Below are 11,158 nucleotides of genomic sequence, written 5' to 3'. Positions count from 1 at the left end.
GCCCCCAGCCACTCGGGCAGGAGTGCGGAGCGTGCGGTGAGGATCTCTGCGAGGTGCCCGGAGGCGGTGGTGGAGACCTCGGGGGCGTCCTCGTACGGGGCGGGTTCGACGGGGTCGGCGGTGTGCGGGGTAAGTCCGGCGGCCCGGCGCACGGCGGCGAGGGCGGCGCGGTCGAGCAGGGCGGTGGCGGCGTCGGGGGCGTCGGGCGCGGGAAGCCCCGGGGTGTCGGGGACCGAGCGACGAGCGGTGCCCACGAGAGCGGCGGGGAGCAGGCTCTCCCACGGGTCGGCCTCGGACGCGGTCATGATCAGGTCCTCCTCGTTGTCGTCGGCGGCGGTCCGCGGTGGCGGGGTCACAGGGCGATTGCCGGAGCTCCGTCGGCCCATACGGTCAGAGGCCTGAACCCGTCGGCCGGCGACCACTCCCCCACGACCGTGGCAGGGTGCGCGCCGGTCGCCGCCAGCAGCAGCCACGGTTCGGGGTCGGTCAGCGGCAGGGCACCTCCGTCCCGGTCGGCCAGGTACCAGCACCCCTCGCGTCGGGCGGGAGCGACCGCGGCGAGCACCACGAGGGAGGCGGCCGACCACGGGTCCTGCGCGAGCCCGGCGGCGTGGGTGTCGAGGGCACCGGCGACGGTGGAACCCACGGGCGCGGGTGCGGGTGCGGGAGGCCCGGTGTGCACCTCGGTGGCGCGGCGGTGGTCGGGGTAGAGCGCCAGCTCGGCCTCGGCCCTGGTCCCCGGTTCCGGTCCACCGTCGAGCGCTCCGGGGTCGCGGCCGTGGGCGAGGGTGAAGACTGTGCGGCCGTGCGTGCGCCCGCGAAGCCAGACACGGCGGCTCCACACACCGGACGCGGCGTCGTGGGGCCGGCTGCGGGCGAGCACGGTCCAGGTGTCGGTGACACGTTCCCCGTGGGCGAGCACCTCGTCGGCGCGGGTGGTCACACCGAGCCGGGTACGTACGGCGGTCCTCAGCGCGCCGGCCACGTGCTCGCGCGCCCGATGGGCCTCGGCGAGCAGGTGCAGGAGCGCGAACCGTTCGAGCACGCGCTCGGGCCAGTCGCGGTGGCGCGCCAGGGCGGGCAGTTCGGAGACGAGCGCTGCTGCGCCGGGGGCCTTGGCGTCGACGAGGCGCTCGGCCATGCGGTCCCAGTGCTCGTATCCTCGGGCGGGTACCTCGGAGAGGCCGGACCCGACCTGGTCACACAGCCACAGGGACAGTGCAGCGAGCCCTTCGGCGACGGCTTCCTCCCGTTCGAGGCGGGCGTTCTCGGCGCGGGCGGGATCGGGGGCGGCCGGGCGGGAGCGCCGTGCGGTGGGGCGGGAGACCCACCGACCGACCCACTCGGGGGAGGTGTCCGCTTCCGCCAGTTCACCCCGGGCCCACCGGACGAGCAGGCCGAGCGCATGCTTGCAGGGACTCTTGCGGCTGGGACAGGAACACGTGCAGGCGGGCCCCGGGACGGTGTCCACGTGCACGGCCACGCGGTAACTGCGGCTGGCGCTGCCCCGGCACTCGCCCCACACCGCGAAGGCGTCGCCGGACAGGAGACCGGCGTCATCCCAGGCGCCGGGGCGGGAGGTCGTCGTTCGGGCGGCCTTCCACGACGGGGCGTCGGGGGCCAGGGCCCCGACGTCGTCGACATTCCATCGATCGCTCACGGGAAAAGACTAGGGACGGGCACCGACAGAATCGGGGGCACTTTCGTCCCGGACGATATTTTTCCAGAATGTCGCACCCATGTGCGACACTGCGCCCCCAACCACGACACCGAGCGTCAGCGCACGTGAAACCGGACCCCGAACGAATTCGGAACACCCGTCAACAAATACAGCCGAACACGACCACCATTGATGCGACCGCATTGAAAACAGGACCATTTCCCTCTTAGAATTCCACGACCGGCATGGTACTGGCCCACACGTACCCGGCCGGCGCGGCGGTCCCCGCTCCCCCTTCCATCACCGCAGCGATGCCCATTTCCCCGAAGGGAGGGAAGCGGCCCACACCCCGGGGTTCGCACACCCGATGACGACCACCCGATCCGGCGGCGAGCACACCACCGCCCACAGCTGCCCCGCACAGTACGCCCGGCTGCACGAACCCGTCCCCGCGTCAGGGCGTGACGCACTCTGGGACCGGTTGCGTGAGGAGCACGGCCCCGTCGCCCCGGTCGAAATCGAACCGGACGTACGCGTGTGGCTGCTCCTGGGCTACCAGGAGAACCTCTCCGTCCTGCAGAACCCGCACCTGTTCACCCGCGACACCCGGCGCTGGCGCGAGGTCGTCGAGGGCCGCATGGACCTCACACGGCCCACCTTCTCCTGGCGCCCCAACGCCCTCTACGCCGACGGCGCCGAACACACCCGGCTGCGCTCGCCCATCGTCGATGCCCTCGGCAAGGTCGACATGGCCGCCACCGACCGCACGGTGCGCCGCATCGCAGAGGAGCTCGTCGACTCCTTCATCGCCGACGGCCGGGCCGACCTCGTCTCCGAGTACGCAGTGCACCTGCCGGTCCTGGTGGTCAACAGCCTCTACGGGCTCCCCGACAGCTACGGGCACATGCTCGGCGACATCACCCGCATCGTCTTCGACCAGGACGCCGAGCGTGGTGAGGAGGGGGTGGCGCGCATGCACCAGTACTTCTCCGGCCTGGTCAACCGCAAGCGCAACCGCCCGGGCCCGGACCTCGTCTCGTGGATGCTGCAGCACCCGATCGGGCTCAGCGACAACGAGGTCGCCCACCAGGCGGCGCTCATCAACAACGCGAGCCACATGCCCACCACACACCTCATCGGGAACACGGTGTGGACCCTGCTGACCGACCCGCGTATCCGCACCGCGCACACCGACTCACGGCTACCGGTGCAGTCGCTGCTCGACCACGTCATGTGGAGCAACACGCCGTTCCAGACGCTGCTGGGCCGCATCGCGCTCCAGGACATGCGGCTCGGCGGCGCGCAGATCCGGTCGGGCGACGCCGTCCTGCTCGGGTTCGCGCCCGCCCACCGTGACCCGTCGGTGCGGCGTGAGGAGGACAACGGCACCGGGATGGCCGGCGGCAGCCGCGCCCACCTCATGTTCGGGGCCGGGCCGCACGCATGCCCGGCCCGCGAGCTGGCGCGCATGATCGCTGCGACCGGGGTGACGGTGTTGCACGAGCGGCTGGCCGGCCTGCAACTGGCCGTACCGCACGAGCAGCTGCGCTGGCACCAGTCCCCGTTCGTGCGGGGCCTGCGCGAGCTGCCCGTGCGGTTCGTGCCGTCCGCGCCCAGGGGCCCGAGGGCCGCAGCCGCAGCGGAACCGCGCACTCGTGAGGTCGCGATTCCGGCCCCGGACGAGCCCGAGGACCTGCTGAGCAAGCTCATGGGCTGGTGGCGCGGGCTGCGCGGCTGATCCGCCCCCAGGCCTCAGTCCCCGAGGGCGCGCACGGGCCCGGAGAGTTCCTCCTCGTAGAAGCGGAAGAAGCCCTCCGGGTCCGGACCGGCGTTGATGAGGCACAGGTGGTCGAACCCGGCGTCGGCGAACCCGCGCACCGCCGCGAGGTGCCGTTCCGGGTCTGGCCCGTACCCGAACGCCTCGGCCATGTCGTCCTCGCGCACGGTCTCGGTGGCGGCCTCGAAGTTGATCGGGTTCGGCAGCTCGGCCTGCACCTTCCACCCGGTCACCCCGAACCGGAACATCTCCCGTGCCGAGCGAAGCGCCGAAGCGTCGTCCTCCGCCCACGCGAGAGGGACCTCGCCGTAGAGCGGTCCGCGCCCGCCCGCCTCACGGTAGGTCCCGACCAGGCCGGGATCGGGTTCGGTCGCGAACAGGCCGTCGCCCAGATCCGCTGCCAGGGACGCCGCGCGCTCTCCCCCGGCCGCCACGACGATGTCGGGTGAGCGTTCGGGCAGGTCGAAGACGCGCGCGTCCTCCAGGTCGAGGTGCTTGCCCTCGTAGGAGTGGTAACCCCCGTTCCACAGCAGCCGGATGATGTCGATGGCCTCGCGGAGCATCTCGTGGCGCACCGTGGCGTTCGGCCACCCCATGCCGACGACGTGTTCGTTGAGTCGTTCGCCCGACCCGAGGCCGAGGGTGAACCGCCCGTCGGACAGCAGCGCGGTGGTCGCCGCGGCCTGCGCGACGATCGCCGGGTGCTGCCGGATGATCGGGCAGGTCACCCCGGTGGCCAGACCGATGTCCTCGGTGCGTTCGGCCATCGCCGCGAGCATCGACCACACGTACCCGGAGTGCCCGTGGCTGAACAGCCAAGGATGGTAGTGGTCGCTGACCTCGACGAAGTCGAAGCCGGCGCGTTCGGCCCGCACGGCCTGTTCGACGATCTCGCGCGGACCGAACCCCTCGGCGAACAGCTTGAATCCGACCTTCATGTCGCTCCCTCGGTCAGGCGGGGATCCAGGTGGTCTCCCGTTCCCAGTGCCGGTGCAGACCGACCAGGCGCAGGAAGGCCATGAGACTCTCCTCGTCCAGCGCAGGCGCCACGGTCACACCCTCGGGTGTGGTGGTGCTGCCGAAGGAGGCGGGGAGCCGTTCGGCCAACGGGGTCCCGTCGACGATGCTCCGGCCGTCGGCGGCCAGGAGGATCGGCTTGTGGTGCTTGTAGGCCTCCAGAACGAAGTGCCGGGCGGTGCCGTCCTCCGCGAGCGCCTGCGCCGAGTCGGGACCGCCCACAACGGCGACGGCGTCGTACAGCACCGACGAGACGGTGGTGTAGGCGCGGTCGGCGTTGAGCACGCCCTCCTCCCGGGTGTGCAGGGCACCGTCGCGCGGTGCCAGGAACTCCACGTGCGCGCCCTGGTCGGAGAAGGCCCGGCGGACCGCGTCGGCCGCGGGCGCGTCGACGCCGTCGGCGACCAGCAGCGCGATCTGGCGGCCGGTGAGGTCGCCGAAGGCCGTGTTGGCCTGACTGAGCGCGGGTGAGGAGCGCCCGTGGTTCGGGGTCTCCTCGGTTGGCGGCGCCTCGACCCCCACTCCCTCGGCCACGCTGACGGCGAGCCCGTGGTCGACGTGGTTGAGGTTGGCGACGGCCTGCTGGCGCACCCCGAGCTCCTCGCACTTGCCGAGCTCGAACCGGAACGCCGCCACGACGTGATCGCGCTCCCAGTCGGCCAGGCTGTTCCAGAACAGGGTGGCCTGGGAGTAATGGTCCTGGAAGCTCTCGCTGCGCACCCGGATCTTGTCGCCGTCCACCCGCTCGGTGTAGTGGCGGTAGACACCTTCGTCGGCCAGCGCCGGACAACCCCCGCCCAGGGTGTTCGGGAAGTACGAAGTCTGCCCGCGGTGGACCCTGTGCTGCGCGAACCCGTCGCGCTGGTTGTTGGAGACCGGGGCCACAGGCCGGTTCACCGGGATCTGCTGGAAGTTGGACCCGCCCAGGCGCAGCAGCTGCGTGTCCAGGTACGAGAAGTTGCGGGCCTGCAGCAGCGGGTCGTTGGTGAAGTCGATGCCGGGCACCACGTTCGCCGTGTGGAAGGCGATCTGCTCGGTCTCGGCGAAGAAGTTGTCCGGGTTGCGGTCCAGGACGAGCTTGCCGATGGGCCGCACCGGGACCTGCTCCTCCGGGATGATCTTCGTGGCGTCGAGCAGGTCGAAGTCGAAGCTGTGCTCGTCCTCCTCGTCCACCAGCTGCACACCGAGCTCCCACTCGGGGAAGTCGCCGCGCTCGATCGACTCGTACAGGTCGCGGCGGTTGAAATCGGGGTCCTTGCCCTGGACACGCTGTGCCTCGTCCCAGACCAGGGAGTGCGTGCCCAGCTTCGGTGTCCAGTGGAACTTGACGAACGTGCCCTTGCCGTCGGCGTTGACGAACCGGAAGGTGTGCACCCCGAAGCCCTGCATCATGCGGTAGCTCCGCGGGATCGCGCGGTCCGACATCAGCCACATCATCATGTGCGTGGTCTCGGGCTGCTGACCCACGAAGTCCCACAGGGTGTCGTGCGCCGACTGCGCCTGCGGGATCTCGTTGTGCGGCTCGGGTTTGACCGCATGCACGAAGTCGGGGAACTTGATGCCGTCCTGGATGAAGAAGACCGGCATGTTGTTGCCGACCAGGTCGTAGTTGCCCTGCTCGGTGTAGAACTTCACCGCGAACCCGCGCACGTCGCGCGGGGTGTCTGCCGAACCCCGGGAACCCGCCACGGTCGAGAACCGCACGAAGACCGGCGTGGTGACGTCGGGGCTGCTCAGGAAATGCGCGGCGGTCAGGTCGCTCAACCCTTCGTAGGGCGTGAAGCGGCCGTACGCGCCGGCGCCTCGAGCGTGCACCACCCGCTCGGGGATGCGTTCGTGGTCGAAATGGGTGATCTTCTCCCGCGCGTGGAAGTCCTCGAGCAGCGTGGGCCCGCGGGACCCTGCGCGCAGTGAGTTGTCCGTGTCCTCGACCCGGACCCCGGTATCGGTCGTCAGGGGCTCGGTCGAGTCCGTGCGGTCGTGTTCGAGCTGCCGGTCCTTGGCGTCGTGCTCGTGATGGCCCATGGGTCTCCTCCACCGGTGGTGGTTAGTGGGGGCACACGTACCTGCTTCTCCCTGACCGCCTTGACCGCGCACACGCAGCGCCAAACACACCCGCGCTCGAGTTTGTACAGGCTTTCCCCAGCGGGGCCCATCCCGCCTTCGCCACGCTCCGACCTGTGCTTCCGTCGCGCGCGAGCTGGGTAGGGCCGACATCCCCGAGGCAGGCACACAGGATGAGGAGGACCCATGTCCGAGACACCACCTCCGCCACNGCGGGAGCCGATGGAGCCGCAGCCCCGCGACGAGATGCGCGGGTACGAGGGCCGTGGTCTGTTGGAGAACAAGCGCGCCCTCATCACCGGGGGCGACTCGGGGATCGGCCGCGCGGTCGCGGTCGCCTACGCCAAGGAGGGCGCCGACGTCGTCTTCAACTACCTGAGCGAGGACGCCGAGGCCGAACACACCGTGACCCTCGTCCAGCAGCAGGGCCGCAACGCCGTCGGTGTGCGCGGCGACCTCGCCGACGAGGACTTCTGCGGCCACCTCGTTCGCAGGGCCGTCGAAGAGCTCGGCGGCATCGACGTCCTGGTCGAGCACGCTGCGACCCAGGCGCCGGTGGAGGACTTCACCGAGCTGAGCACCGAGCAGCTGCGCCGCACGTTCGACGTCAACGTCATGGGGGTGTTCTGGACGATCAGGGAAGCGCTCGAGCACATCCCCGACGGCGGTTCGATCATCATCACCGGGTCGATCAACGGGCTGCGCGGCAACAACTCGCTGATCGACTACGCAGCCAGCAAGTCCGCGGTCATGAACCTGACGCTCTCGCTGTCGCAGGTCCTCAGGGAACGCGGCATCCGCGTGAACTGCGTGGCCCCGGGCCCGGTGTGGACCCCGCTGATCCCTTCCACGCTCGGCGAGAAGGGCGCGGAGGGCTTCGGGAAGCAGTCACCGATGGGCCGGGCCGCCGACCCTGACGAGATCGCGCCCTCGTACGTGTTCTTCGCCAGCGACCGGCTGTCGTCGTTCTACTCGGGCGAGGTACTCACACCCACGGGCGGTGAGATCCAGGGGAGCTGACACCACAGGAACGGGGCGCGGACGGGCCACCTCGTCCGCGCCCCGAGCTGTGTGGAGGGGGCTCATCCTCCCCGCTGCGGCAGGAACTCCCGAAGTTTGAGCGCCAGGCCGCGCGCGGCCACGCCCCGGGTGTCGGGGTCGCCGGACAGCAGCGACCTCGCGGTGTCCACGGCCTGGTCGAACTCGACCTGCGGCGGGATCGGCGGCACGTCGCCGTCGCAGTGCACGTCGAGCACGACCGGTCCTTCCTCGGCCAGGGCGGTTCGCCAGGCCGGGGCCACCATGTCGGGGTCGTCGACGACGATCCCCTTCATCCCGGCCGACTCGGCGAACCCGGCGTAGGACAGGTCAGGAAGATCCTGCGAGAACGTGGTCTTGGGCGAGCCGACCATGGCGCGCAGTTCCCAGGTGACCTGGTTGAGATCGTTGTTGTGCAGGACGCACACGACGAAGCGCGGATCCTCCCACAGGTCGCTGTAGCTCTGGGCGGTGAGGAGCTCGGTGAGCCCGTTCATCTGCATCGCGCCGTCGCCCACCAGCGCGATCACTGGGCGGTCGGGGTGGGCGAACTTGGCGCCGATCGCGTACGGGACCGCGCATCCCATGGTCGCGAGCGTGCCCGACAGGGAACCCCGCATGCCCGGCCGCAGGTCGACCAGACGGGCGTACCAGTCCGTGGCCGAGCCGGAATCAGCGGTGACGACGGCGTTCTGCGGCAGCAGCGGTGAGAGCTCGTGGAAGACCTTCATCGGGTTGATCGGGTCGCCGGGCACCTGCGCCTGGGCATCCTGGACCTTGCGCCAGCGTTCCACGTTGGATTCGACGGTCGCGCGCCAGTCCTGCCGGTCACCGCTCGCCCCGTCGCGGGTGAGCCGGTCGGTGAGGGCGCGCAGGGTGGCCGCGGCGTCGCCCACCAGGTTCACCTCGGTGGGGTACCGCAGGCCGATACGCCCCGGGTCGAGGTCGACCTGCACCGCCTTGCGGCCGAAGGGCGGCAGGAACTGGGTGTAGGGCATGTTCGACCCGACGATGACCAGGGTGTCGCAGTCGCGCATGAGCTCCCACGAGGGCCGTGTGCCGAGGAGCCCGATCCCGCCGGTGACGTAGGGCAGGGTGTCGTCGAGCACGTCCTTGCCCAGGAGCGCCTTGGCAACGCCGGCACCGGTGGCGTCGGCAAAAGCCCGGACCTCCTCCTCGGCCCCGCGTGCGCCCTGTCCGACGAGCAGCGCGACCTTGTCACCCGCGTCGACGACCTCGGCGGCGCGGTCGAGCTCTCCTTGGGGAGGAATGACGGTACTCGGCTCGGTCGGTCCGGCGGCCGGCTTGCTGGAGGGGACCTGCAGGAAGTCGTGCGTGGGCGGGGAGTAGTCGGCCTCCTGGACGTCGGCGGGCACGATGACGGCTGTGGGGGCACGCTCGGACAGCGCGGTGCGCACGGCGCGGTCCAGGACGTTGGGCAGCTGCTCGGGCACGGACACCGTGGCGAGATAGGAGCCGGCGACGTCCTTGAACAGGCTGTGCAGGTCGATCTCCTGCATGTAACTGCCGCCGACCGCGCTCCGGGTGGCCTGACCCAGGATCGCGACGACGGGTACGTGGTCGAGCTTGGCGTCGTAGAGCCCGTTGAGCAGGTGGATCGCGCCGGGACCCCCGGTGGCCATGCACACGCCGACACCGCCGCCGAACTTGGCCTGACCGACCGCGGCGAATGCCGACATCTCCTCGTGGCGACTCTGGACGAACCTCGGCCCACCCTTCATCCTGCCCAGTTCGGCGACGAGCCCGTTGACGCTGTCGCCCGGATAACCGTGGACCTCGGTGACGCCCCAGTCGGCCAGACGGCGCAGCAGGTGGTTGGCGACGGACTGCGACATGCCTCCTCCTAAGGCCCCGGTGCGCCGGGACCGGTTCGGGTTCGGGGCTCAGGAACGGCGCCGGCGACCGGAACCGGAGGTCTGCCGATCGCTCTCCTTGCGCAGGGCCTCGACGAGCTCGTCCTTACGCATCCTGGAGCGGCCCTCGATGCCGAGCTCGCGCGCCCGCTCGTAGAGGTGCCCCTTGGTGGCGTTGGCGTCGACGCCGCCTGCGGTCGAGTAGTCGGGACCACGGCGCTTGCCGGCACGCGGGTTCTCGGCCTGCTCGTCCGAGGGGCCCTTGCGCTGCTTGGGCACCCAGCGGTCGCCCTGTTTCTCGAACTTTCGCTTGACCGCGGCGAAGGCGACACGGTGGGCGCGTTCGCCCTCCCCGTACTCCTCGACGGCGCTGTCGTGCGCCTCGATCCAGGTGCGCTGAGCCTTGGCCGGCGAGCGTTTCAGCGTCGCGGGCAGTTCCTGTGCTCCGGGCATGGCGCTCGACCCCCGAAAGACGTGCTGTCTGTCGGTCACGGCCCTGCCCTGACGTTCGCCACAGAAAACACCGGAGCCCCACAAACCACCACAACCACGCCACGCTGGACGGGCCCCGTGATTCCCCTGTTTCCCATGGTCAGGGCTCCCCCGGGGACTGGTGGTTCAACGGATGCGCGGCTTCGGGGCCGACCCCATAGTGGGACGACATCAGCCGGGACGTGACACGCAGTCACCGCCCGGACCCCCGCTGCACAGAAGGACATACCCGTGCGAAGAACGATCCCCCGGCCCCCGTCGCCGTCCCCCGAGTCCCCGCGANACCCGCCGTCGTCGTCGGCGTGGCCGCGGCCACCTCCCTCGGTGTGCTCTCCCCCGTCCACGCCGACAACCCGCACGAGCGCGGCCCGGACCCCACCGAGGAGAGCGTGACCGCGCCGACCGGTCCCTTCGACACCGACACCGAGAACGTCTCCTCCCTCGTGAGCGGCTTCGGTGGCGGCACCATCTACTACCCCACCGACGACAGCGAGGGCACATTCGGCGGTGTGGTCATCTCACCCGGCTACACCGCCGGCGAGTCCTCGATGTCCTGGTACGGCGAGCGCCTCGCCTCCCAGGGTTTCGTCGTCATGACCATCGACACCAACACCCGATACGACCAGCCCAACAGCCGGGGACGGCAGCTCGAGGCCGCCCTGGACCACATGGTCGAGGACAGCGGTGTCACCGACGTGGTCGACGGCGACCGGCTCGCCGTCATGGGCCACTCCATGGGCGGCGGTGGAACCCTGGCCGCCGCCGACGACCGTCCCGAGCTGCGCGCGGCCATCCCGCTGACGCCGTGGCACACCAGCAACGACTGGTCGGACGTCGAGGTCCCCACCATGATCATCGGCGCGGAGAACGACACGATCGCCTCCACCCGCTCACACGCCGTTCCGCAGTACGAGAGCCTGGACGAGGACCTCGACACCACCTACCTGGAGCTGCGCGGCGCGGGCCACTTCGCGCCGAACCTGTCCAACGACGTGATCGCCAAGTACAGCATCTCGTGGCTGAAGCGGTTCGTGGACGACGACGAGCGCTACGAGCAGTTCCTCTGCCCGGCGCCGGACACCGGCATCGGCACGGACTTCTCGGACTACCGCGACTCCTGCCCCCACGGTGAGGCGCCCGCAGCCTGACCCCCACCCCACGCACGCGGCCCCGGACCACCGCCCGGGGCCGCTTTCTTGTGACCCACGGCATCGGCGCGGGCTATAGGCGCCTTCG

General features: G+C 70.6%; 9 protein-coding genes. 3 read left to right on the top strand and 6 right to left on the bottom strand.

The window, feature by feature from the left end; genetic code table 11:
- Positions 1–356: DUF5691 domain-containing protein (locus D474_RS0116265; protein ID WP_026118544.1), on the bottom strand; the 356-nt coding region annotated here is incomplete at its 3' end.
- Positions 353–1,660: an SWIM zinc finger family protein gene (locus D474_RS0116260; protein WP_017614606.1), complete on the bottom strand. Its 1,308-nt coding sequence runs from the start codon at positions 1,658–1,660 to the stop codon at positions 353–355. The genes D474_RS0116260 and D474_RS0116265, both read right to left, overlap by 4 nt.
- A 367-nt stretch (positions 1,661–2,027) precedes the next feature.
- Here D474_RS0116260 and D474_RS0116250 point away from each other — a divergent pair, with 367 nt between their 5' ends.
- The gene (locus D474_RS0116250) at positions 2,028–3,398 is read left to right on the top strand and encodes a cytochrome P450 family protein (RefSeq protein WP_017614604.1); all 1,371 of its coding nucleotides are present in this window, start codon (positions 2,028–2,030) and stop codon (positions 3,396–3,398) included.
- 14 nt (positions 3,399–3,412) lie between these two features.
- Here D474_RS0116250 and D474_RS0116245 read toward each other — a convergent pair whose 3' ends face one another.
- Positions 3,413–4,375, bottom strand: coding sequence for a TIGR03557 family F420-dependent LLM class oxidoreductase (locus D474_RS0116245; protein ID WP_017614603.1), 963 nt, complete (start codon positions 4,373–4,375; stop codon positions 3,413–3,415).
- Positions 4,376–4,388: 13 nt separating this feature from the next.
- Positions 4,389–6,479: a catalase gene (locus D474_RS0116240; protein WP_017614602.1), complete on the bottom strand. Its 2,091-nt coding sequence runs from the start codon at positions 6,477–6,479 to the stop codon at positions 4,389–4,391.
- Positions 6,480–6,704: 225 nt separating this feature from the next.
- Here D474_RS0116240 and D474_RS0116235 point away from each other — a divergent pair, with 225 nt between their 5' ends.
- Positions 6,705–7,538 carry an SDR family oxidoreductase gene (locus tag D474_RS0116235; protein ID WP_026118543.1) on the top strand — a complete coding sequence of 278 codons (834 nt, stop codon included), beginning with the start codon at positions 6,705–6,707 and terminating at the stop codon, positions 7,536–7,538.
- Positions 7,539–7,600: 62 nt separating this feature from the next.
- On the opposite strand, the gene D474_RS0116230 is transcribed toward D474_RS0116235, so the two are convergent.
- Together D474_RS0116230 and D474_RS0116225 are read right to left on the bottom strand one after the other, a co-directional pair.
- Positions 7,601–9,412 (bottom strand): thiamine pyrophosphate-requiring protein, encoded by a 1,812-nt coding sequence (locus D474_RS0116230; protein ID WP_017614600.1) that lies wholly within the window; start codon positions 9,410–9,412, stop codon positions 7,601–7,603.
- Between the two features lie 48 nt (positions 9,413–9,460).
- Positions 9,461–9,883 (bottom strand): ChaB family protein, encoded by a 423-nt coding sequence (locus D474_RS0116225; RefSeq protein ID WP_017614599.1) that lies wholly within the window; start codon positions 9,881–9,883, stop codon positions 9,461–9,463.
- Positions 9,884–10,224: 341 nt separating this feature from the next.
- Here D474_RS0116225 and D474_RS0116220 point away from each other — a divergent pair, with 341 nt between their 5' ends.
- Positions 10,225–11,070, top strand: a complete 846-nt coding sequence (locus D474_RS0116220; protein WP_017614598.1) for an alpha/beta hydrolase family protein — start codon at positions 10,225–10,227, stop codon at positions 11,068–11,070.
- Positions 11,071–11,158 lie beyond the last annotated feature (88 nt).

It is taken from the genome of Nocardiopsis salina YIM 90010, assembly GCF_000341025.1.
GTDB classification, from domain to species: domain Bacteria; phylum Actinomycetota; class Actinomycetes; order Streptosporangiales; family Streptosporangiaceae; genus Nocardiopsis; species Nocardiopsis salina.
Note: the sequence above shows the minus strand (reverse complement) of the source record. Positions and strands in the feature narration are given on the sequence as shown.

Bases quoted from the DNA above. Each gene is read 5' to 3' on its own strand.
- D474_RS0116240 (WP_017614602.1), bottom strand. From the start codon at position 6,479: ATGGGCCATCACGAGCACGACGCCAAGGACCGGCAGCTCGAACACGAC.
- D474_RS0116250 (WP_017614604.1), top strand. From the start codon at position 2,028: ATGACGACCACCCGATCCGGCGGCGAGCACACCACCGCCCACAGCTGC.
- D474_RS0116230 (WP_017614600.1), bottom strand. From the start codon at position 9,412: ATGTCGCAGTCCGTCGCCAACCACCTGCTGCGCCGTCTGGCCGACTGG.
- D474_RS0116225 (WP_017614599.1), bottom strand. From the start codon at position 9,883: ATGCCCGGAGCACAGGAACTGCCCGCGACGCTGAAACGCTCGCCGGCC.
- D474_RS0116245 (WP_017614603.1), bottom strand. From the start codon at position 4,375: ATGAAGGTCGGATTCAAGCTGTTCGCCGAGGGGTTCGGTCCGCGCGAG.